Source organism: Sphingobium cupriresistens, from assembly GCF_004152865.1.
GTDB lineage: Bacteria > Pseudomonadota > Alphaproteobacteria > Sphingomonadales > Sphingomonadaceae > Sphingobium > Sphingobium cupriresistens.
Genome location: NZ_SEOO01000001.1, coordinates 182705 through 205160, shown reverse-complemented (window position 1 = coordinate 205160; position 22456 = coordinate 182705). Strand labels below are relative to the sequence as shown.

The 22456-nt window shown below is 64.3% G+C and carries 23 protein-coding genes; 10 read left to right on the top strand and 13 right to left on the bottom strand.

What is annotated here, in order from left to right; genetic code table 11:
- Positions 1-125: 125 nt before the first annotated feature.
- Positions 126-431, bottom strand: a complete 306-nt coding sequence (locus EWH12_RS00990) for a plasmid stabilization protein (protein ID WP_066601010.1) — start codon at positions 429-431, stop codon at positions 126-128.
- 119 nt (positions 432-550) lie between these two features.
- Here EWH12_RS00990 and EWH12_RS00985 point away from each other — a divergent pair, with 119 nt between their 5' ends.
- From EWH12_RS00985 to EWH12_RS00965, 5 genes are all read left to right on the top strand, one after another.
- Positions 551-883, top strand: coding sequence for a hypothetical protein (locus EWH12_RS00985; protein WP_066605034.1), 333 nt, complete (start codon positions 551-553; stop codon positions 881-883).
- A complete protein-coding gene (locus EWH12_RS00980) occupies positions 880-1113 on the top strand; it encodes a hypothetical protein (RefSeq protein WP_129925412.1) in 234 nt (77 codons plus the stop codon). Before EWH12_RS00985 ends, EWH12_RS00980 begins: the two co-directional genes overlap by 4 nt.
- A gap of 106 nt (positions 1114-1219) precedes the next feature.
- On the top strand, positions 1220-2155 hold the full coding sequence (locus EWH12_RS00975; RefSeq protein WP_066601005.1) for a DUF808 domain-containing protein: 936 nt from the start codon (positions 1220-1222) through the stop codon (positions 2153-2155).
- Positions 2156-2228: 73 nt separating this feature from the next.
- Positions 2229-3539, top strand: coding sequence for an MATE family efflux transporter (locus EWH12_RS00970; RefSeq protein ID WP_066605032.1), 1311 nt, complete (start codon positions 2229-2231; stop codon positions 3537-3539).
- Positions 3540-3631: 92 nt separating this feature from the next.
- A complete protein-coding gene (locus tag EWH12_RS00965; RefSeq protein ID WP_066605019.1) occupies positions 3632-3952 on the top strand; it encodes a hypothetical protein in 321 nt (106 codons plus the stop codon).
- A gap of 31 nt (positions 3953-3983) precedes the next feature.
- Here EWH12_RS00965 and bluB read toward each other — a convergent pair whose 3' ends face one another.
- The 5 genes from bluB to EWH12_RS00940 all read right to left on the bottom strand — a co-directional run bounded on the left by bluB (position 3984) and on the right by EWH12_RS00940 (position 8002).
- The gene (gene bluB, locus EWH12_RS00960) at positions 3984-4643 is read right to left on the bottom strand and encodes a 5,6-dimethylbenzimidazole synthase (protein WP_129925411.1); all 660 of its coding nucleotides are present in this window, start codon (positions 4641-4643) and stop codon (positions 3984-3986) included.
- The gene (locus tag EWH12_RS00955; protein WP_129925410.1) at positions 4640-5410 is read right to left on the bottom strand and encodes an ABC transporter permease; all 771 of its coding nucleotides are present in this window, start codon (positions 5408-5410) and stop codon (positions 4640-4642) included. The genes bluB and EWH12_RS00955 overlap by 4 nt, the downstream gene beginning before the upstream one ends.
- Complete coding sequence (locus EWH12_RS00950; RefSeq protein WP_066601000.1) at positions 5407-6339, bottom strand: ABC transporter ATP-binding protein; 933 nt, start codon at positions 6337-6339, stop codon at positions 5407-5409. Before EWH12_RS00950 ends, EWH12_RS00955 begins: the two co-directional genes overlap by 4 nt.
- A gap of 59 nt (positions 6340-6398) precedes the next feature.
- Positions 6399-7028: a class I SAM-dependent methyltransferase gene (locus EWH12_RS00945; protein ID WP_066600999.1), complete on the bottom strand. Its 630-nt coding sequence runs from the start codon at positions 7026-7028 to the stop codon at positions 6399-6401.
- Between the two features lie 80 nt (positions 7029-7108).
- Complete coding sequence (locus EWH12_RS00940; RefSeq protein ID WP_129925449.1) at positions 7109-8002, bottom strand: LysR family transcriptional regulator; 894 nt, start codon at positions 8000-8002, stop codon at positions 7109-7111.
- Between the two features lie 153 nt (positions 8003-8155).
- Here EWH12_RS00940 and EWH12_RS00935 point away from each other — a divergent pair, with 153 nt between their 5' ends.
- The 3 genes from EWH12_RS00935 (at position 8156) to mmsB (ending at position 11432) form a co-directional block, all read left to right on the top strand.
- Positions 8156-9295 carry an acyl-CoA dehydrogenase family protein gene (locus tag EWH12_RS00935; protein WP_066605016.1) on the top strand — a complete coding sequence of 380 codons (1140 nt, stop codon included), beginning with the start codon at positions 8156-8158 and terminating at the stop codon, positions 9293-9295.
- 135 nt (positions 9296-9430) lie between these two features.
- Positions 9431-10519, top strand: coding sequence for an enoyl-CoA hydratase/isomerase family protein (locus tag EWH12_RS00930; protein WP_129925409.1), 1089 nt, complete (start codon positions 9431-9433; stop codon positions 10517-10519).
- A 4-nt stretch (positions 10520-10523) separates the two neighbouring features.
- Positions 10524-11432: a 3-hydroxyisobutyrate dehydrogenase gene (gene mmsB, locus EWH12_RS00925; RefSeq protein ID WP_269076442.1), complete on the top strand. Its 909-nt coding sequence runs from the start codon at positions 10524-10526 to the stop codon at positions 11430-11432.
- An 83-nt stretch (positions 11433-11515) separates the two neighbouring features.
- Here mmsB and EWH12_RS00920 read toward each other — a convergent pair whose 3' ends face one another.
- From EWH12_RS00920 to folE, 5 genes are all read right to left on the bottom strand, one after another.
- Positions 11516-12739, bottom strand: a complete 1224-nt coding sequence (locus EWH12_RS00920) for a dipeptidase (RefSeq protein ID WP_129925408.1) — start codon at positions 12737-12739, stop codon at positions 11516-11518.
- Positions 12739-15123, bottom strand: coding sequence for a TonB-dependent receptor (locus EWH12_RS00915; protein WP_129925407.1), 2385 nt, complete (start codon positions 15121-15123; stop codon positions 12739-12741). The genes EWH12_RS00920 and EWH12_RS00915 overlap by 1 nt, the downstream gene beginning before the upstream one ends.
- Before the next feature lie 258 nt (positions 15124-15381).
- Entirely contained in the window at positions 15382-16161 is a 780-nt protein-coding gene (locus tag EWH12_RS00910; protein ID WP_129925406.1) for an enoyl-CoA hydratase-related protein, read from the bottom strand.
- Positions 16162-16244: 83 nt separating this feature from the next.
- Complete coding sequence (locus EWH12_RS00905) at positions 16245-17084, bottom strand: SDR family oxidoreductase (RefSeq protein WP_129925405.1); 840 nt, start codon at positions 17082-17084, stop codon at positions 16245-16247.
- Positions 17081-17686, bottom strand: coding sequence for a GTP cyclohydrolase I FolE (gene folE / locus EWH12_RS00900; protein WP_066605013.1), 606 nt, complete (start codon positions 17684-17686; stop codon positions 17081-17083). The genes EWH12_RS00905 and folE overlap by 4 nt, the downstream gene beginning before the upstream one ends.
- A gap of 157 nt (positions 17687-17843) precedes the next feature.
- Between folE and EWH12_RS00895 the strand changes: the two genes are divergently transcribed.
- Positions 17844-18446, top strand: a complete 603-nt coding sequence (locus EWH12_RS00895) for a nucleotidyltransferase family protein (RefSeq protein WP_066600983.1) — start codon at positions 17844-17846, stop codon at positions 18444-18446.
- On the opposite strand, the gene EWH12_RS00890 is transcribed toward EWH12_RS00895, so the two are convergent.
- Together EWH12_RS00890 and EWH12_RS00885 are read right to left on the bottom strand one after the other, a co-directional pair.
- Positions 18447-20108, bottom strand: a complete 1662-nt coding sequence (locus EWH12_RS00890; protein ID WP_422917705.1) for an MFS transporter — start codon at positions 20106-20108, stop codon at positions 18447-18449.
- A 49-nt stretch (positions 20109-20157) separates the two neighbouring features.
- Complete coding sequence (locus EWH12_RS00885) at positions 20158-20892, bottom strand: metallophosphoesterase family protein (protein ID WP_129925403.1); 735 nt, start codon at positions 20890-20892, stop codon at positions 20158-20160.
- A gap of 218 nt (positions 20893-21110) precedes the next feature.
- Between EWH12_RS00885 and EWH12_RS00880 the strand changes: the two genes are divergently transcribed.
- The gene (locus EWH12_RS00880) at positions 21111-22319 is read left to right on the top strand and encodes an acetyl-CoA C-acetyltransferase (protein WP_129925402.1); all 1209 of its coding nucleotides are present in this window, start codon (positions 21111-21113) and stop codon (positions 22317-22319) included.
- Positions 22320-22456: the final 137 nt, after the last annotated feature.

The following is a 22456-nucleotide window of genomic DNA, read 5'->3' as shown; positions in this document are numbered from 1 at the left end:
CCGCGACGGCATCCGTGACGGGATGCAATAATGTTATTAATAATGTTTCGCAATATTATCTGGAGCCAGATTGAGCAATCTGCGCGTCTTTTTTTGCGACAGCGTCGCATTTGCCTCACAAAAGATCAGCCATGGCCGCGTCGTCGCCGGGTTTCCCAGCCTTTCTTTGCGGCAGCGGAACGATCCGTGGCAGGTCGTCCGGCCGATGCGGCTCCACCCTTGCGGCCGCCCTTGCGCGACGCGACATGAGTATCGGGCTTGCCCCGGCCGGAGCCGGACTTGTTGCCGCCGCCCGATTCCTTGTTCACTGTGGCCCAGGCCCGGCGCTCGGCCTCGTCCTTGGACACGCCGCGATCCTCATAACCTTCCTCGATATGTTGCGCCTTGCGCTTTTGCTTGTCGGTATAGCTGCTCTTGTCCCCTTGAGGCATGACCCATCTCCTTGGTCGTCCCCGCACCCTTCCAACACGCCATCGCTATGCCGGTTCACATCGATGCGATACCGTCACGAACAAGCGGAACGGCGACCGCCGATGCGCGTTCGATCGATATGGAAAACCACACGCTCATCGAACGTCTGGCGCGTCACCTCGCCGCAGCGGCTCCCGGCGAATGGCAGGCCCGGATAGAGGACGCCGCCAGCATCCTCGCGATCCTCAAGGAGCCGGATGCCGCGATGCGCGAAGCGGGCGATGTGGGCATGTGGGGCGCGATGATCGATGCCGCGCTACGCGAGCGCTGGGCGATTGCGCAACCTGCCGCCGAACCGAACGAATTCGGCGGATCGGACGAAGAGGGCGAAATCAGGCTGACTTCCGATGCGGTGGGACATGATCGCGCGGATTGGGTTCATCTGCATCATGGGCAGGAGAAAGATATATGAAAGGGCTGTTGAAACTGGCCATCGTCACGGGTCTTGGCGCCTTTGCAATCAAGGGATGGCGCGACTGGATGGGTGATGGCGCCGCGCCCGACGATCGCGGCCCGGTAGGTTCATCGGGCGTGGTGCGCGATGCGGGGCCGCAACAGGGCGTATCGTCCAGGGAATGGGACAAGGTGGACGAACAATCCGACGAATCCTTCCCGGCCAGCGACCCGCCAGGCAATTACTGAGCCCCCCTCCTATCGCATGAACGCAGTCCATTGCTCCCCCGACGCGCGCCCCTTATGAGGCGGCATAAGGGCGACATCGCCGCCTGCAACAGGGGATATATTATCTATGCCTTCGGGTCTGATCGCGCTGCTCGATGACGTGGCGGGCATCGCCAAATTGACGGCGACGTCGCTGGACGACGTGGCGGCGGCGGCCGGTCGCGCCGGAACGAAAGCTGCGGGGGTGGTGATCGACGATGCCGCCGTCACCCCCAAATATGTAATGGGCCTGACTCCCGACCGCGAATTGCCGATCATTTGGAAGATCGCCAAGGGATCGCTGCGCAACAAATTGCTCTTCCTGCTACCTGCCGCGCTGTTGATCAGCGCCGTCGCGCCCTGGCTGCTGCCCCCGCTGCTGATGCTGGGCGGCGCGTTCCTGTGTTTCGAGGCCGTGGAAAAGCTGCTGGAGGCTGTCCAGGGCGGCCATGATGTTGCGCAGGAAGTGGTGGAGACGCACAGTTCCGCCGAATTGGAAAACCAGAAGGTATCGAGCGCGATCCGCACCGACTTCATCCTGTCCGGCGAAATCATGGCGATTTCGCTGGGCACCGTCGCGACCGAGCCGGTATGGGAACAGGCGCTGATCCTGGTGGTCGTCGCCATCCTCATCACCGCAGGCGTCTATGGCGTCGTCGGCCTTATCGTGAAGATGGACGATATCGGGCTGCATCTCGCCACCAAAAAGGGCGCGGGCACGCAGGCGCTGGGCCGCGCGCTGGTGAAAGCGATGCCGGTGCTGATGGCGATCCTGTCTGTGGTCGGCACCGCGGCGATGTTGTGGGTCGGCGGCGGATTGATCGTCCATGGCCTGCATGAATTTCACCTCGACCTCATCCCCGGCGCGATCCATCATGTCGCGGAGGGCGCGGCCCATGCCATGCCCGCGATCGGCGGCTTCCTCGACTGGCTGGTCAACGCCATCGGCGGCGCGATCGTCGGGCTGGTGATCGGCGGGATCATTGTTGGCGCGCTGCATCTGTTGCCGTCAAAGAAGCATTGAGCCCACCGCAAACGTGACCCACCCCTCCCCCTGGCGTATCGAGGCCGGCGCATTGATTGCGCTCGCGCTGCCGATGATCGCTGGCAATATCGCCTGGTCGGCGATTGCGGCCACCGATCTGCTGTTGCTCGGCCGGATCGGAGCGGAAGCGGTCGCCGCGGGGGCGCTGGCCATCAACCTGTTTCATGCGCTGCTGCTGTTCGGCATGGGGCTGGTCACCGCCGCATCGCCCCTGATCGCGAGCGAACGGGGCCGCCGCCGCCATAGCGTGCGCGACGTGCGCCGAACGGTCCATCAGACCCTGCGTGCCGCGCTCTTCTTCGTCGCTCCCGCCTGGCTGCTGCTGTGGCAATGCGAAACGATATTGCTGGCGATGGGGCAGGACGCCGATCTGGCGCGTGAGGCCGGGCATTTGATGCATGGCCTGCAATGGGCGCTGCTGCCCTTTTTGGGCTTCACCACATTGCGCAATTTCATCGCTGCGCTCGAACGGCCGATTTGGGGCCTGATCGTCATGCTGGGGGCCATTCCCTTCAACGTCTTGATGGGCTGGGCGCTGATTTTCGGCCATTTGGGCTTTCCGTCGCTCGGCCTGTTCGGTGCGGGCCTGGCCAGCACCCTGTCTTCCTGCTTCCTCTTCTTCGGCCTGCTTGCCGTCATCCTGATCGACCGGCGATTCCGCCGCTATCGGCTGATGGGCCGTTTCTGGACCCGCGATCGCGAACGGCAGCGGCAGGTCTGGGCGCTGGGCCTGCCTATCGCGATCACCCTGGGATTCGAAACCAGCGTGTTCAACGCCTCGGCTTTCCTGATGGGCCTGATCGACCGCGATTCGCTCGCGGCCCACGCCGTCGCGATCCAGATTGCCGCGCTCGTCTTCATGGTGCCGATGGGCATCGGCCAGGCGGCGACGATCCGGGTCGGCATCGCCTATGGTCGGCAGGACCGCGCCGGCATCGGCCGGGCGGGCTGGCTGGCGCTGATGATCGGCACCGGCTTTGCCGTCTGCGCCGCCGCGCTGCTGATCTTCATGCCGCGCACGCTGGTTTCGGCTTTCCTCGACCTGTCCAACCCCGCCAATGCGCGCACCGTGACATTGGCCATCAGTTTCCTGGCCGTGGCCGCCCTGTTCCAGCTGGTCGATGCGGCGCAGGCGGTGGGCGCAGGGGTGCTGCGCGGGGTGCAGGATACGACTGTGCCGATGATCTTCGCGCTGATCGGCTATTGGGTGGTAGGCATCGGGGTCGGCATTCTGCTCGCCTTCCCGTTCGGCATGAAGGGGCTGGGCATCTGGCTGGGCCTCGCCAGCGGCCTGGGCGTGGTGGCCGTACTGCTCATCAGCCGCTGGACGCTGCGCGAACGGCTAAGATTGGCGCCGGCCTGACACGATCCATCGTATTGATTGCACGGAAAGGATATGGTGCGGCGCACAAAGCAATTGAAAGAATCGGCAAAATCGGTCAGGGAAGCGACATCATGCAAGCTCCGACCGAGATTTTTGAAGCCATCGCGCTCCAGAAGTGCCTGAAGGTGACCTATAATAAAATGGTCGTCACCCTCGCCCCGCACATCCTTTACACCCGTCATGACGAATTGTTCATCGACGCGGTGACGACAGACCGCGACGGCCGCCCGCCGCGCGAGTTGAAGCTCGGCACATTCAAGCTGGTCGGTCTGTCCGATCTACAGGTGCTCGATGAGCCGTTCGAGGCGATGTATGGCCTTTATAATGACGGCGACGACAAATATAAGGGTGTGACCCTGTTCGCCGTCGCGCCCGAAAGCGCCGCCGCCTGATCCTCGCATCCGGCCGCTGCGACTGTCGGTTTTAGCGTTCGAACAGCCGGTCCGGCCATGGCTCGCGCGCCTGCCAGCCGCGGCGCTCCAATTCTGGTATCGAGCATTGTTCGGCCGGATAGCCGATGCAAAGCAGGGCGATCAGCGACCAGTGGACGGGGACGTCCAGCATGGCGGCGACAGCCTGCGGTTCCAATATCGACACCCAACCCACGCCGATCCCGCGCACCCGCGCCGCCAACCACAGATTGTGGATCGCCAGCACCGTCGAATAGCGCAACATTTCGGGCATGGTGGCGGTGCCAAGGCCATGGCCGGCCGACGGCGCTTCATCGCAGAACACCGCCATCAGTTCGGGCGCTTCGCGTACCCCGTGCAGCTTCAGGGATTGATACCGGTCGCGCTGCGCCGGATCGGCATAGCGGGCGGAAGCGCTGGCGCTGGCGTCGTCGATATGATCGGCCAACGTGGCGCGAATCGCGGCCGAACGCAGGCGCATGAACCGCCAGGGCTGCGCATTGCCGACCGACGGCGCCAGGCAGGCGCAGCGCAACAGGTCGCGCATGTCGGTTTCCCGCACCGCTCGCCGCTCGAAATGGCGCACGTCGCGGCGCCAATGCAGCAGCGTCTCCAGTTCCGCGGCGAACGCCGAGCCGAAGATCGGCGCCACAAAGCCGTCGTCCGCCGTCATTTCTTCAGTCGATATCCGGTACGGAACATCCATCCGATGACGCTGATGCAGACCACCAGCATCCCCACGACGAACAACAGGCTCAGCCCGATCGCGACGTCGCCCTTGCCGAAGAAGGTCCAGCGGAAGCCGGAGATTAGATAGACGATCGGGTTGAACAGGGTGATCGTGCGCCAGGGTTCGGCCAGCATATGGACCGAATAGAAGGCGCCGCCCAGGAAGGTCATCGGCATGATGAGCAGTAGCGGGATCACCTGCAACTGTTCGAAACTCTGCGCCCAGACCCCCAGGATGAAACCGAACAGGCAGAAGCTGACCGCGATCAGCAGCATGAAGCCAACCATGGCGAAAGGATGCGCGACCGGCACGTCCACGAACATATGTGCGGTCAGGAAGATGATGCTCCCCACGATCAGCGACTTGGTCGCCGCCGCGCCGACATAGGCGATGACCGTCTCCGTCGCGGACACCGGCGCGGACAGAAGTTCGTAGATGGTGCCAGTGAATTTTGGCATATAGATGCCGAAACTGGCGTTGAAGATGCTTTCGGTGAACATTGCCATCATGATGAGGCCGGGCACGATGAAGGCGGCATAGGGGATGCCGTCCACCTCCGTCATGCGCGACCCGATCGCCCCGCCGAACACGACGAAATAGAGCGAGGTGGTGATGACCGGGACCAGCAGACCGGTCAGCAGCGTGCGACGGAAACGGTGCAGCTCGAACGCATAAATGGACGCGATGGCGCGCAGATTCTGGAGGCTCATGCGGCCTTCTCCTGATGGACGAGGCTGACGAATATGTCTTCCAGGCTGCTCTGCCTTGTATTCAGATCCTTGTACCCGATGCCCAGGTCGCCCAGCTTGCGCAGCAGCGACGACACCCCGGTCCGCTCCGCCTGGGTGTCGAAGATATAGTCCAGTTCATGGCCTTCCCCGCCCAGCGTGACGCCCCATTCGGCAAGGTCCGCGGGCACCACGTCGATCGGTTCGGCCAGCACGACCGTCAGCGTCTTCTTGCCCAGCTTCTTCATCAGCGCGGTCTTGTCCTCGACCAGCATCAGTTCGCCCTTGTTGATGACGCCCACCCGGTCGGCCATTTCCTCGGCCTCCTCGATATAATGCGTCGTCAGGATGATGGTGACGCCGGTCTGGCGCAGTTCGCCGATCAGCTTCCACATGTCCCGGCGCAATTCGACATCGACGCCTGCGGTCGGCTCGTCCAGGAACAGCACCCGCGGTTCATGAGACAGCGCCTTGGCGATCATCACGCGCCGCTTCATGCCGCCGGACAGTTCCAATATCTTGCTGTGGCGCTTGTCCCAGAGCGACAGGTCGCGCAGCACCTTCTCGACATAGGCGTCGTTGCGGGGCTTGCCGAACAGGCCGCGGCTGAAATTGACCGTGTCGATCACCCGTTCGAACTGGTCGGTGGATAATTCCTGCGGCACAAGCCCGATCGCGGTGCGCGCGCCGCGATAGTCGCGCACAATGTCGTGGCCCGCCACGGTCACGCTGCCGCCGGTGGCGCGCGCAATGCCGCAGACGATCGATATCATCGTCGTCTTGCCCGCGCCATTTGGCCCCAGTAGCGCGAAAATCTCGCCTTCCTCGATGGTCAAATCGACGCCCTTCAGCGCCTCGAAACCCGACGCATAGCGTTTCGTCAGGCCCTTGATCTCAATGATGGATGCCATGGATGGCTCTGCCCCTTTTGCGTTGCGGCAAAGATAGGGGGTGAATGGCTTAGTGCAACCTATTCGCCGCGCTTCGAAAAGCGGAAGACGGTCGCGGGCGGGAAATTGCGCACTGTCTGGCCTGCGCGCACCACGTCCAGCCCCAGCGCGTCGATCACGTCGCGGCTCACCGGCGGGCGCATTGAATAGGTGAACTGAACGAAGCTGCCGCCGGGCCGCAGCATCCGGAAGGATTCCGTCAGGATATCATGGTGCATGTAACGGTCCATCGCCAGCAGAGGCAGACCGCTGACCACGGTCTGATAATCGCCCGCCTGGCCCGCCGTCGCGGTCGATACGATCTGCGCGGGCGTCTCCAGGATCGACACATGGGGAAAATGCCGGCGCAGCCCGCGCGCGAAGGCGGGATTAATCTCCACCACCTCCAGCTTTTCTGCCGGCAGGCCGGTTTCCAGGATCGCGCGGGTGAATACCCCGGTCCCGCCGCCCAGTTCCAGCACGCGACCATCCAGCGGATCGATCTGCGCCACCATCAACCGGGCGAGATAGCGGCTCGACGGCACCACCGACGCCGTCTGGCGCGGTTTCTTGACCCAGGCGGCCAGGAAATCGAGATATTCGGTGGCGCGGGCGCGAAATTCCCCGCTCGGCAGGGCGATCGCTCTACTGCGCTTGGGCTTATGCTGCATAAGCGAAATGCGACCGCTTTATTTCCATCGCGACTCCCTTAGCGGGGACAAGGGGCGGCGTCGATTGCCTTTCGCTTAGGTCATCCAGCATCGCGCTGGCCCGACAGCATGTCCACCCGTTCCTGCAGCCAGTCGGCCACCGCGCCGATCCGCGCCAGCTTGCGCAGGTCGCCATGCATAACCAGCCAGAAGCTGCGGGTAATCTCCACCCGTTCGGCCATCAGCGCCGTCAGGCCGGGGTCGCGCCGCGCAATGAAGTCGGGCAACACGCCGATCCCCGCGCCGTCCGCGATCATCCGCTGCTGCATGATGATGCTGGTCGATCGCAAGGCCGCCTCCAGCCCCGCCTCCACCTCGTCCAGATAATCCAATTCGGGCGAGAAGATGAATTCGGGCACATAGCCGACCAGCACATGGTCGCGCAGGTCCGCCGGGACGCCCGGCGTGCCGGCCCGCGCCAGATAGGCGGGGGACGCATACAAATGCAGCCGATAATCGCCCAGCCGCCGCACCGTCAGCCGCCCACGCTGCGGCCGCGCCAGCATCACCGCCATGTCGGCCTCACGGTTGGATGGGTTGAGAAAGCCGGATGCCGTCACCAGATCCAGCCTGATGCCGGGATGCCGCCGGTTGAAATCGCCCATGCCGGGCGCCAATACCCAGGTGCCGAACCCTTCGGCCACCGACAGGCGCACTTGCCCCGCCAACCGATGCTCCTGCCCCTTCACATCCTCCAGTGCGGCCAGCGCCGCACTTTCCGCGCCTTCTGCATGGTGGAGCAGCGCCTGCCCGCGCGCAGTCAGCGTCCGTTCCCCGGCAGCCAGTTCGAACAATTCGGCGTCGAGCGCCTTTTCCAGCCGTGCCAGCCGCCGCGCGATGGTGGTCGCATCGATGCCCAGCGCGCGGGCGGCAGGCGCAACCTTGCGCGCGCGGGCGACCGCCAGAAATACCCTGAGATCGTCCCAGTCGAACATGCGCGCGCCTATCCTGCAAATTTGCAGCCTGTCCATGCACAACTTCGCCATTGCTTGCAATAACGCGGCATTGCTAGAAGCGTTCGAGAAAGCGATCCTGCTGCGCAACGCCCATCATCGGCGCACCGGACAGGAGGGCGGAGTATGGAGAGCATGACCCAGTTCGACCTGACCGAGGACCAGCGCGCCATTCAGGAGATGGCGCAGCGCTTCACCGCCGACGCGATCACGCCCCATGCGGCGGAATGGGACGAAAAGCATATCTTCCCCCGCGACACGATCCGGGCTGCGGCGGACCTCGGCTTTGGCGGCATTTATGTGTCGGAGGAATCAGGCGGCATCGGCCTTGGTCGGCTGGAATCCGCCCTGATCATGGAAGCGATGGCCTATGGCTGCCCGTCCACCAGCGCCTTCATCTCGATCCATAATATGGGCGCCTGGATGATCGACCGGTTCGGCAACCAGGCGGTGAAAGACAAATATCTGCCCGATCTCGTACCCATGGCGCGCATGGCCAGCTATTGCCTGACCGAAGCAGGCGCAGGATCGGACGCCGCCGCGCTCAAGACCAAGGCGGTCCGGGACGGCGATCATTATGTCGTAACGGGTTCCAAACAGTTCATCTCCGGCGGCGGCGAGAATGACGTCTATGTCGTCATGGTCCGCACGGGTGAGGACGGGCCGAAGGGCATCTCTTGCCTGGTGATCGACAAGGATATGGACGGCGTCAGCTTCGGCGCGCAGGAACGCAAGCTGGGCTGGCATTCGCAGCCGACCGCGCAGGTCAATTTTGATGCCGTCCGCGTGCCGATGGAGAATCGGGTCGGCGCGGAGGGCGAAGGTTTCCGCATCGCGATGATGGGGCTGGACGGCGGTCGCCTCAATATCGGCGCCTGCTCGCTGGGCGGGGCGCAACGCTGCATCGATGAAAGCGTGCGCTATACCAAGGATCGCAAGCAGTTCGGCCAGTCGATCGCGGATTTTCAAAACACCCAATTCACCCTGGCCGACATGCAGACCGAATTGGAGGCCGCCCGCACGCTGCTTTATGCCGCGGCCGTGAAGGTGACGGACAACGCGCCCGACAAGACCCGCTTTGCCGCCATGGCGAAACGCTTCGCCACCGACACCGGATCGTCGGTGGTCGATCGCGCGCTGCAACTGCATGGCGGCTATGGCTATCTGATGGACTATCCGATCGAACGCATCTGGCGCGACCTGCGCGTCCATTCGATTCTGGAAGGCACCAACCAGGTCATGCGGATGATCGTGGCGCGGGATATGTTGCGCTGAACCCGATCCTCTCCCCCTTGGGGGGAGAGAGGATATTTAGCCTTGGCGCGGCACGCGCCTAGGCGAAATTGGAGAGGGGCCTGTGCGCGATCCCCCTCTTCCAGCTCCCCCCAAGGGGCGAGCAAGGAGATAAGAATGACCGACCAAGTCCTGACCATCATCGAAAACGGCGTCGGCCGCATCCGCCTGAACCGGCCCAGGGCGATCCATGCCCTGACGCCTGAGATGTGCGCAGCGATCAACGACGCGCTGCTGGGCTGGGCGCAGGACGATGCGGTCGTCGCGGTGATGATCGATCATCTGCCCGCCGCCGATGGCGATCCCAAATTGTCGCGTGGCTTCTGCGCGGGCGGCGACATCGCGCTTATCGCCAACAGCGCCAAGGCCGACTGCGTCGAGGCGGAGCGTTTCTTCCATGTCGAATATCGAATGAACCATCTGCTGTTCGTCTATGGGAAGCCGATCGTCGCGTTCATGGATGGCATCGTCATGGGCGGGGGCGTGGGGCTGTCGCTGCCCGCGCGCTATCGCGTCGCGACCGAGCGGACGACTTTCGCCATGCCCGAAACCGGCATCGGCCTGTTCCCCGACGTGGGCGGCGGCTGGTATCTGCCGCGCCTGCCCGGCCGGGTCGGCGCCTGGCTGGCGGCGACGGGCGCGCGGATCGACGGGGCGGATTGCGCCGCGGTCGGCATCGCCACCCATTATATCGCCTCGGACAGGCTGGATGCGATCAAGGCCCGCATCCTGGCCGACCCTCTGGGGCTGGACGAGATATTGGACGAAAATGGCGAAACCCCGCCGCCATCGAAGCTGGACGCGCACCGCGCCGACATCGACCGGCTGTTCGCCTCCGACAAGGCGGAGGCGATCGTCGCCGCGCTGCAGGCGGACGGCGGCGAGTGGTCGGGCAAGCAACTGGCGGTGCTCGCCACCAAATCGCCCCAGACGATCAAGGTGGCGCTGCGCCAGTTGGTCGAGGGCGCGGCCAAGACCGACTTCGCCGCCAATATGGCGATGGAATATGGCCTCGCCTGCGCGATCATCCGCCGCCCCGATTTCGTCGAGGGGGTGCGCGCGGTGATTTTCGACAAGGATAATGCGCCGCAATGGAATCCGGCCACGCTGGAGGGGGTGAGCGATGCGATGATCGACGCGATCTTTGCGCCCCTGCCGGCGGACAAGCAATGGACGCCGATGCCGGCGGCCACGGACGCCGCCTGACCAGATTAAGAAAGAGGAAGCCCGGAACATGACACAGACGATCGCCTTCATCGGCCTTGGCAATATGGGCGGCGGGATGGCCGCCAACCTGCTGAAAAACGGCTATGCCGTGCGCGCCTTCGACCTGTCCGAAGAGGCATTGGCCAAGGCGGAAGGCCATGGCGCCGTCCGTGCGACCAGTGCCGCGGACGCCGTGACCGGGGCCGATGCGGTCGTCACCATGCTGCCCGCCGGCAAGCATGTCGAGAGCGTCTATGCCGGCGAGATTTTCGGCGCGGCCAAGCGCGGCGCGCTCTTCCTCGACTGTTCGACCATCGACGTCGCCACCGCGCGGCGGGTGATCGAGGCGGCGGTCGCCAAGGGATTCGAAATGGTCGACGCGCCTGTTTCGGGCGGCATCGCGGCGGCCAATGGCGGCACGCTGACCTTCATGGTCGGCGGCGCGGATGCGGCCTTCGCCAAGGCCAAGCCGATCCTGTCCGCCATGGGCAAGGCGGTGATCCATGCCGGCGGCGCAGGCAATGGCCAGGGCGCGAAAATCTGCAACAATATGCTGCTGGGCGCGACGATGGTCGCCACATGCGAAAGCTTCGCCATGGCGAAGAAACTGGGCCTCGATCCGCAGACCTTCTACGATATTTCCAGCGTCTCTTCCGGCCAGAGCTGGTCGATGACCAGCTACTGCCCCGTCCCCGGCGTCGGCCCGCAAACCCCGGCCGACAATGGCTACCAGGGCGGCTTTGCGGTCGGCCTGATGCTCAAGGATTTGAAGCTGGCGACCGAGGCCGCCGCCTCGGTCGGGGCCAGCGTGCCGATGGGCAACGCCGCCGAGGCGCTCTATCAGTTGCTTGCAAACCGGGGCGAAGGCGCGCGCGATTTCTCGCTGATGATTGAGATGCTGGAGGGGAAGTAACGCCCCCTTTCGGGCGGAGCGAAGCGAAGCGGCTTCGCTCCGCTCGGCCTGACCCTTCGACTTCGCTCAGGGCGAACGGAACTCTATTTCCCTTTCGCCGCTTCCGCCGCCGCGAGCACGCGCAGGACATTGCCAGACCAGATTTTCTGGATGTCGGCTTCGCTATAGCCGGCCTTGAGCAGCGCGTCGGTGATCTTGGGCAGGGCGACCACATCCTCCATGCCCACGACGCCACCGCCGCCGTCCCAGTCCAGGCCGATGCCGACATGATCCGGCCCCACGACCTTGAGCGCGTGCAGCATGTGCGCCATGAAATCATCAAAGGTCGGCTTGTCGGTGTCGGGATAGAGCCTGTCGATCTCCTGCCGCTTGGCCAGCAGTTCGGCGCGCTTTTCCGGTGAGACCTTGGCGTCTTCGCGCATCTGGCCATAGAGCGCCATCAGCGCCTTCTGCCGATCCGGGTTTGGCTTGGACGCGCGCAGATAGGCGCCATAGGCGTTCATCTGGATGACGCCGCCCTTGGCCGCCAGCGCCTTGAGATGATCGTCATCGACATTGCGCGGATGGTCATAGACCGCCTTGCACCCCGAATGGGTCAGCAGGACCGGCGTGGTCGAGAGCGCCAGCAGGTCATCCAGCACCTGGTCCGACGAGTGCGAGGCGTCGGGCACGATACCCAGCCGGTTCATTTCCTTGAGCAATTCCTTGCCCAGCGGGCTAAGCCCGCCATAGCGCGGCTTTTTCGACGGGTCGGTCGAGCTGTCTGCGAACTGGTTATGCGCGAAATGGGCGAAGCCCGACACACGCACGCCCATGTCGTAGAACAGGTCGATCAACGACAGGTCCTCGCCCAGCGGATAGGCGTTCTCGATCGACATATAGACGATGCGCTTGCCCGCCGCCGCGATGGGCGCCGCGTCCTTCGCCTCCAGCGCGAGCTGGAAATTGGCGGGGTCGGCGGCCACCATGGTACGGATCGACAGGCCGCGCAGGATTGCGAAGCCGCGCGCCTTGCGGAACCCCTCGACCGTCAGCGGTCCCTGCCCCGTATAGATCGCCCAGAAACCGCCATCCAGGCCGCTCTTCTTCATCCGCGGCAAATCGACCTGAGTATAGTCGCTATGGACGCCATGTTCCTCGTCGATCGACCAACCCGGCAGGTCGAGCGAGGCCGGCGTGTCGAGATGGCTGTCGAGGGTGATCAGCTTCTGGTGAAGCTGATACACTTTTTTCGGCACATCTTGCGCCTGTGCGACGGCGGGGAGCAGCGCCAGAAGCGCCGCCCCCATCATCCAGTTTGCCCGCATCAGATTTCGCCCGAAATGGTGAACTGGAAGGTGCGCGGGGACAGCGGGCGGAAGAAGCCGTCGCCCGTCACCGATGGCGAGATATAGGACAGCGTATCCTTGTCGAAGATATTGTCGACGTTGAACCGCGCCTTCATGCCCTTGACCGGACCCAGGCTGAAGCCGTCGCCGATATCGACATAGGCGCTGAACACGGTGAAGCCCTTGACGCTGGACCCGGCCGAATTGTCAAAGGTCGACCAGCGACGCGAGGTATATTTGCCGGAGAAGTTGCCCACCAGCCAGCTGGCCGGTTCGATGGTCACGCCGCCGTTGATGATCCACTTGGCGCTGTCGGGAATATATTTGCCGTCGGTCTGGTAGGTGGTCGTCGCGGTGACGATATCGTCCTTGAACTTCGCAATGTTGTACGTGGCGTTGAGGTTGAAATAGGCCAGGCCATTAAGCGCCGACGGCTTGAACGTGCCGCTGAATTCCGCGCCATAGGCGCTGACCCGGCCGACATTCTGGAAGAAGGTTTCGATGACGTTGGTGGTGCCGGGCAGGATCGATCCAATCGACTGGATGCGGTTCTTGAACTTGGTGTAATATCCCGCCAGCGAGGCGTAGAATTGCCCCTGGTTGGTGCGGATGCCCGCTTCGAAATTCTGCGACCGTTCCGGCGCAGGCGCAGGCACGCCGGCCGCGCTGCTGTTCAGGGAGACGGAAAAGACATCGTCCAGCCCCTTGGGCAGCGCCATATTTTCCGCATAGGAGGCGAATATCTGGGTCTGGTTGTCAAATTTGTACAGCACGCCCGCCATCGGCAGGAAGCCGTCGCTATAGCTGGTGCGCAGCGTCTGCGGACCCCAGCCGGAGACCCAAATCGGCGCGGCGGTCGTGCCGGCATTGCGGTAATAATCGTTGAAGTCGCGATAGCCGCTGTAGCGATAGTCGATGTTCAGCGCCTTGACGCCCAGGTCGAAGATCAGGCTGTCGTCCAGCAGCGCGATCCGGTCCTTGACGAAGGCCTGGGTCGTGTTGCGTTCCGACTGATAATTGCGGCGGACATAGACGAGATCGTCCAGATTGGGCGCGCTGGCGGGCGACCCGTCGATCGTGTTGTAACGCGCCTGGGTGCGGTGATAGGTATCGACTTCGGCCCAAAGCCCGACCTCGATCGTCTGGACGCCCAGTTCCCAATGCAGCTTGGTGGTCAGGCCATAGCGTTCGCCGCCCACGGTCGACAGGCCATATTGCGTGCCCTTGGGCGCGCTGAGCGCTATGCCCGCCGCCGTCTGCCGCTGATATTGCAGCAGGCTGTTGGCATAAGTGTCGGGCGACACGCCATAGCCGCCCTTATCCTCATAATAGGCGGTAGCTTCGGCCCATACTCCATCGGCGATGCCGGCATGGACCGTGCCGCCATAGAGCTTGTCATCGCGCACGTTGATGGCGAGGGTGTTCGTGTAGGCATAGTTGGCGTTGCTGAAGGCGGGACCGCCCGCGACAGGCGCGAAACCCGGCGTGGTGTTGGGAACGACCGAGATATAGCCGCGATCCCGGCCGCTCTTGCCGCCGATGTCGGTCCCGGTCAGATATTGGCTGCGGCTGAGCGTCGGAGAATCGAAGTCGTAAAATTTGTTCGACACGAATTTGAAGCGCGCCCAACTGTCGCCTCCCAGATCGGCGTGGACCATCCCTTCCCAATGTTCGCGATCGACCGTGCCCTCGCCGCGCCACAGGTCGGTGTCCAGCTTGGTGCGGCTGAGATAGGCGCGGAACGGGCCGACTTGGCCCGTGCTGGCGCGGATGAAGGTGCGCTTCATGTCGAAATCGCCGAAGCTTTGCGAAACGAACAGGCCCATCTCTTCCTGCGGCGCGATACTGTTATATTGCACGACCGGGCCGAGCGTCGAATAACTGGGCAGGCCGACGTCGCCCGCGCCGACCGCGGCCTCCACCACGCCCAGATTTTCATTGTCGACATAGCGGAACACCGGGCTGCCGCCAAAGGCGTCGCTGCGGCCGGTGGGGATGCCATCGACCACGAAGCCGATCTGGTCGAGGTTGAAGGCGCGGGTCTGGACGCTGTTGCCAAATTCATAGAGGCCGAGCGCACCGTCGGTCTGCACGTTGAAGCCGGGCAGCTGCTCCAGCATCTTGAGGCCCGAAATGCCCGACGGGGCCGACAGCAAAGCTTCGCGCGTGACCGCCACGACATTGCTCACCTTGTCTTCGCCGATCGCGTCGGCCGACTGGGAGATGCGGCGGCCGGTGACGGTGATGGTTTCCTCGTCGCTCCCGACCGGTTCCTGCGCATGGGCGGCGCTCAGCGCGCCGGTGGCGCAGGCGAGCAGCAATGCCGCGCGCGAGGAAAGGTGGATGGACGAAATAACGGACATGCAAAGGCTCCCTGTTTCACAACGAGCCGATCAGGGGGCGCATGGGCGCCGCACCTCTCCCACGGACGACAAGGACGGACGCATCGCTGCGCCCGCCAAATCATTCTTCAGTTTCCTTGTGAAACGAAAGCGCCGGGAATACCCGCCATGGACCAATGAGAATTTCTCAGCGGATGACGGGATATTCAACGGGGCGAGACAGAGCAGCGTGTTCCCGCCTCCGCGGGAGCACGCCGTATATTGGGCAGATGGAGGCGCTCAGCGCCCCTGCCAGACGCCTGGCCGCTTTTCGACGAAGGCGGTCATGCCTTCCTTCTTATCCTGCGTCGCGGTCAATATCTGGAACAGGCGGCGTTCGGTCAGCAGGCCCTGGGCCAGGCCGGTTTCGAAGGCGATGTCGACCATTTCCTTGTTCACCATCGCCGCCATGGACGGCATCGCGGCGATCGCCGCGGCGGTCTTGAGCGCGTCTTCCAGCAGGTCGGCGGCCGGGACGATGCGGCTCACCAGCCCGGCGCGTTCGGCTTCGGCGGCGTCCATCATCCGGCCGGTCAGGCACATGTCCATAGCCTTGGCCTTGCCCACCGCGCGGGTCAGGCGCTGCGACCCGCCCATGCCGGGCGCGACGCCCAGCTTGATTTCGGGCTGGCCGAATTTCGCGGTATCGCCGGCCAGGATGAAGTCGGCCATCATCGCCAGTTCGCACCCACCGCCCAGCGCAAAGCCCTGCACCGCTGCGATCCACGGCTTGCGGGTCGCGACCACCCCGGTCTGCCAGCCGGAGAAGAAATCCTCCAGGAAGAAGTCCGCGGCGTCCTTATCGACCATTTCCTTGATGTCGGCGCCTGCCGCAAACGCCTTTTCGCCGCTGCCGGTCAGCACTGCGCACCGCTGGGTCGGATCGGCGTCAAAGGCGCCAAAGGCCGCGCTCAGATCTTTCAAGACCTGGCTGTTGAGCGCGTTCAGCGCCTGTGGCCGGTTAAGCGTGATCAGCGTCACCGCGTCGCGCTGTTCGACCAGGATGGTTTCATAGGTCATCGCCGTCTCCTTTTAGCTTTGGGACCGCTCTATTGCCATGGGCGGCGCTTCGCCAGCCCCAACGCAACGCATTTGCGCCGAGCCTATCGGCACAGATGCATGAAGTCGCGATCATAGCTTTTAAGGTGCGCCCCGCCATCGACATAGAGCGTCTGCCCGGTCACGGCAGTCGCTTCGACCAGATAGAGCACCGCCTGCGCGATCTGCTCCGCTTGCGGCAGGCGCGCAAGCGGCATCATCTCCGCCAGCCGCTCCATTTGCGCTTCGTCATAATCGGGCGTCGCGATCGTCAGGCCCGGCGCGACGGCGTTTACCCGCACTTTGGGCGCCAGGCTGCTGGCGCTGGTGCGGGTCAGTCCGGCCAGCGCCAGCTTGGACAATGTATAGGCCAGCTGGTCGGCATGGGGATGGTCGATCCGCTGGTCGAGAATGTTGACGATGCAGCGATCGCCAACGCCCGCCGGAATGGTGGCGAACGCCTTGGTCAACAAAGTGGGCGCGGCGCAGTTGACGGCATAATGGCGCATCAGGTCGTCGGCGGTGACCGTGTCGAGCCGGTCCTGCCCGAACAAAGCGGCGCTGTTGATCAATATGTCCGGCGGCCGGCCGAAGCGATCCGCCACCTTGGCCACCAGTTCCTCCGCCCCTTCGGGATCGGCGAAATCGACCACGAAGCCCTCCCATTCCGTCCCTTCCGCTTCGAACGTCAGCGCCAGATGGGAATCGAGCCGGGTGTCGTGGCTGCCGTGGATGGCGAGCGAATGGCCGGCCTTCGCCAGCGCGGCGGCGATGATGCCGCCCAGCCGCCGATGCCCGCCGGTGACGAGCGCCAGCCGCTTGGGCGCCAGCGGCGCACCGACCGGCGCGGCGTCGCTGCGCGCCTTGCCCAGGGGACGATAGGCGGGTTCCTTGTCGTCGCTCATGAAGCGATGAGCTTCAGCACTTCCTCCCGCGACTTTTCATCGTCGCGGAACACGCCGAGCATACGGCTGGTCTTCATGATGACGCCCGGCGTGCGCACGCCGCGCCCGGTCATGCAGCCATGGGTCGCCTCGATCACCACGGCCACACCCTGGGGCTTCAGGTGATCCCAGATGCAGTTGGCGACTTCGGACGTCAGCCTTTCCTGCACCTGGAGCCGATTGGCGAAGGCGTGGAGGACGCGGGCGAGCTTGGAAATGCCGACCACATAATCGCCGGGCAGATAGGCGATATGCGCCTGGCCCACGATCGGCGCCATATGATGTTCGCAATGCGACTGAAACGGAATGCCCTTGAGCAGGACCACATCGTCATAGCCGCCTACTTCATGGAAGATGCGCGAGAGATGATAGGCCGGGTCGTCGCCATAGCCGCGGCAATATTCGCGCCAGGCGCGCGCGACCCGTTCAGGCGTTTCCACCAGCCCTTCGCGTTCGGGCGCATCGCCCGACCAGCGGATCAGGGTGCGGATCGCCTCGCTGACTTCGGCCGGGACCGGCTCCTTGCCGTCGCCGACGGTTTCCGTTTCGAGTTCACATGCCATGAACAGGGCCACTCCTTATGCTGTTGGCGTCGCATATGGCGGCTGGGGTTTGCAATGGCCAGTGTCTTTCGGGACCGCTGGACACAAGATCGCCATGGTGGCAGATCAAGGGATAATCGGGATCGCCACAAGACCATGTATTTTCGTTTCACCTATCATGCGCACTGAACGGATCGCCGCCGTCCTGCTGGCGGCCGGATCATCTTCCCGCTTTGGCGACGATGACAAGCTGATGGCCAACCTGCGCGGCAAGCCGCTCGCCGCCCATGTGCTGGAAACGGTCGCGTCCATGGCCTTCGCCGAATTGATCGCGGTCGTGCGCCCGATCGCGGACGCCCCGGTCATCCACCGCAAGCTGGACCGGCGCGGCTATACCATCATCGTCAACGACCGGCCCGAAGAGGGCATATCGGGCAGCATCGTGCGCGCGGTCGAACATGTCATGCCCAATATGAAGATACGCGGCATATTAATCTGCCTGGCCGACATGCCCGACGTGCCGCAGACCCATTATAACCGCATCTGCCTGGCGGCGGAGGATATCAGGTCCGTGGTCGCCTCCACCGACGGCTTCTCCTCCTCCCCGCCCGCATTCATCGGGCGCAAGCATTTCCCCGAATTGCTGGCCTTGAAAGGCGACCAGGGCGCGCGCGCGCTGCTGAGCCACGGCATCCAGATCGAGACGAGCGGCAATGTCCTGCACGACGTCGACACGCCGGAGGATCTGCCCGGCTGGCGGCCGGTAACGCCACAGCAATAATCAATTCGACCGCGTCGGATCGGTCATCGGATCGCCCATTTCGCGCGGATCGGGCGCGCGACTGATCGGCAGCGATCCGGTCTGGCGCTCCAGCATCCGATGCACCACCGGGGGGTTCGGCCCGGCATGGAGCGCATGAATGGCCTGGCTATTGTCAATGTCCGCCACCGTCCGCCGCTGGTTGTGGCGGACATAATCGAGCCAGGTCGAGACATGATAGCGCTCCACCCATAAAGCCGGATCGCCGAGGTCGCGCATCAGCGTCCAGCCATGGGCGCCATCGCGCCGGCGGATGCGCCGCCGCTCGCTCATCGCGGACAGGAAGGGGACGACCGAACCGGCCGGGATGCGATATTCGATGGTGACGACCACCGGGCCGCTGCGCGGCTCCGCCGGCACGGCCGTATCGGGTTCGCGCCAGCTGTTCTGGAGGTCGAGATTATCCTCTCCAGTCTGCGCCAGCGGGCGAAGAAAACCCAGCGTCGCGGCGGCGAATTGCGCGGCGGCGGAGGCATAGAGCGCCTCCACCACGCCATGATGCTCGGCGATCCAACCGAACATCCATGCGCCGATCGCCATGCCGCCGAAGGCGGTCATTTGATAAAGCGACACCGCCCGCGCGACGACCCAGCGCGGCGCCGACATCTGCACCGACACGTTGAAGGTCGCGAGCGCCGTCACCCAGCCCATGCCCGCCAGCAGATAGCCAAACAAGGCCAGCGCCAGCCAGCCGCTCGCGCCGGTGATCGCGGTGCCCAGCGCCAGGATCAGCGCGGCCGACCGCACCATCGTTTCCACCGAGAAACGCGCGCGCAGATGACGGGTTGAAAGCGCAGCGAGCACAGCGCCAATGCCGAACGCCCCGCTGGTCAGGCCGAAGGTCAGCGCCCCGCCGCCTAATATGTCGCGCGCGACCAGCGGCATCAGCGCAGACACTGCGCTCGCGCCCACGCCGAAGACCGCGGCGCGCAACAGCACCAGACGGATATTGGGCGACATGGCGACATAGCTGAGGCCCGCCTGCATCGCGACGCCCAGCCGCTCGCGCGGCAGCAGCTTGGGCGGCAGGTCCGGCCGCCAGCGGAACAGGACCGTCAGCAGCGCGATATAGCTGACCGCGTTGGTCAGGAAAGCGGCCGCCGCCCCCGCCGCCGCGACGATCACGCCGCCCAGCGCCGGGCCGACGCTGCGCGCCAGGTTGAAGCCCATCGAATTCATCGCGACCGCGCTGGGCAGGATGGCGCGCGGCACCATGTCGCCGACCGATGCCTGCCAGGCGGGACCGTTGATCGCGGTGGCGCAGCCGATCAGGAAGGTGAAACCCAGCAGCAGCCAGGGCGTGACCAGCCCGGCCCAGGCGGTCAGCGCCAGCGCGGTGGACACGATCAGCATCGACGCCTGGCAGGCGATCATCACCTTGCGCCGATCCAGATTGTCGGCGACCGCCCCGGCCCAAAGCGACAGCAGCATGATCGGCAAGGTGGTCGCGGCCGGGACCAGCGCGATCAGTTGGGGCGAGGCCGAGAGCGAGGTCATCATCCAGGCCGCGCCAACCGACTGGATCAGGCCGCCGAAGTTCGACGCGAGGCTGGCGGTCCAGATCGCGCGGAAGATGGGGATGGAAAGCGGCGAAGGGGTTTGCTGAGTCGGGGCTTGCGTCACGCTATCCATGCAGAGGGATATAGGCCGCAACGGCCGACGCGCAACGCTTCTAGGCGCGACCTGTCCGCAGCGCGGCGGCCCAATCGGCCCGGCCGTGCGCTTCAGCCGCGCGGGCGGCGGCGTCCCAATCATAGCCGACGGCGATGAGTTCGGCCGTCCATCCGCCTGCCGTCTGCTCGACGATCGCATAGCGGGCGTGGGGCGATCCCGTCTCCACCTTATGCGGAATGGGATGGTCGTCATCATAAGCGGGCAGGCCGACGCTGCCGGGATTGACGATCATCCCGCCGCCCGGCCGATGGTGGATGCGCGGGATATGGGTGTGGCCGCACAGGATGAGCGGGGCGGCGACGCCCCCTGCCCGCGCCTCCACTTCATCGGCTGTGGCGGGCCGCAATCCGTCAGGATCGAGCGTTTCGAGCCAATAGCAAATATCGTCGCCCGGCGCGCCATGGACCATCAGCACATCGTCGGCCAGCCACAGACTTTCGGGCAAAGACGCGATCCAGTCGCGATGACGCGGTTGCAGCACCGCGTCGGCATAGCGGTCCGACGCGCCCATATGGCCCGGATACCGGGTCAGCAATTGCCGTTCATGATTGCCGCGGATCGTGGGCAGGTTCAGCGCCATCAGCCGGTCGGCGGTTTCACAGGGAGAAAGCGGGCCGGACACTATATCGCCCAGGTTTACAATCGCATCCGCGCCCCGCCCTGCGACATTGTCCAACACGGCGTCGAGCGCGGCGATATTGCCGTGAATGTCGGAGAGGATGGCGATCCGCATCGCCCGTCAATGGCACAGGGATTCGCACGGCGAAAGGGCGGCGTGCGACAGGGAGTTGGACAGTTGTACGGATGTTTTGCGAAACAGCCTCGCCCTGCCGCTACGGCAGGGCGGGACGGCATCAAGCCCATACATTTACACTTGCACTTTACGTAAACGTAAATACATTTCCCCCACATCCAGTGCGCCCGCAGGGCAGCCCACGGAGAGGGAAAAACATGGAAGCCTATATTTACGACGCCGTCAGGACGCCCCGTGGCCGGGGCAAGGCCGACGGATCGCTGCACGATATCACGCCCATCCAACTGGCGACGCAGGTGCTGGAAGCGGTGCGCGATCGCAGCCAGATCGACACGGCGGACGTTGACGACGTGATCCTGGGTTGCGTCAGCCCGGTCGGCGAACAGGGCGCGGATATCGCCCGCGTCGCGGTGCTGAACGCCAGCTACGCGGAGACCGTGCCGGGCGTGCAGATCAACCGCTTCTGCGCCTCCGGTCTTGAAGCGGTCAACATGGCCGCCGCGAAAGTCTATTCGGGCGAGGCGATGTTCGCGATCGGCGGCGGGGTCGAATCGATGAGCCGCGTGCCGATGGCGTCGGACGGCGGCGCCTGGGCGATGGACCCGGCGGTCGCCTACAAAACCTATTTTGCGCCCCAAGGCATAGGCGCGGACGTGATCGCCACCAAGTTCGGCATCAACCGGGCAGATGCGGACGCCTATGCGGTCGAGAGCCAGAAGCGCGCCAAGCAGGCGTGGGACGAGGGCCGCTTCGCCAGGTCGATCGTGCCGGTCAAGGACGTGATCGGCCGCGTGGCGCTGGACCATGACGAACATATGCGCCCCGACGCGACGATGCAGTCGCTGGGCGCGCTGAAACCCAGCTTCGCCGCGCTGGGCGAGGACATGCCCGGTTTCGATACGGTGGCGCTGCTGCGCTATCCCGAACTGGAGAAGGTCAACCATGTCCATCATGCCGGCAACAGCAGCGGCATCGTCGATGGCGCAGCGGCTGTGCTGGTCGGCAACAAGGATATGGGCGACAAATATGGGCTGAAGCCCCGCGCCCGCATCCGCGCCATGGCGTCGATCGGGTCGGAACCGCTGATCATGCTGACCGGGCCGGAATTCGTCGCCGGCAAGCTGCTCGCCCGCGCAGGCATGTCCACCGCCGACATCGACCTGTGGGAATTGAACGAAGCCTTCGCGTCGGTCGTGCTGCGCTACATGCAGGCGATGAACCTCGATCATGACAAGATCAACGTGAATGGCGGCGCGATCGCCATGGGCCATCCGCTGGGCGCGACCGGGGCGATGGTGCTGGGCACCGCGCTCGACGAGCTGGAACGGACCGGCAAGGGCACGGCGCTCGTCAACCTGTGCGTCGGCGCGGGCATGGGCACCGGCATCATCATCGAGCGTATCTGAAACAAGAATAAAACCGTTCGTGCTGAGTAGGGACTGAGCTTGTCGAAGTCCCGTATCGAAGCATCCTTCGATACGCCATTTCGACTTCGCTCAGTGCCTGTCCTGAGCGCCTGCCTTGGCAGGCAGTCGAAGGGGCT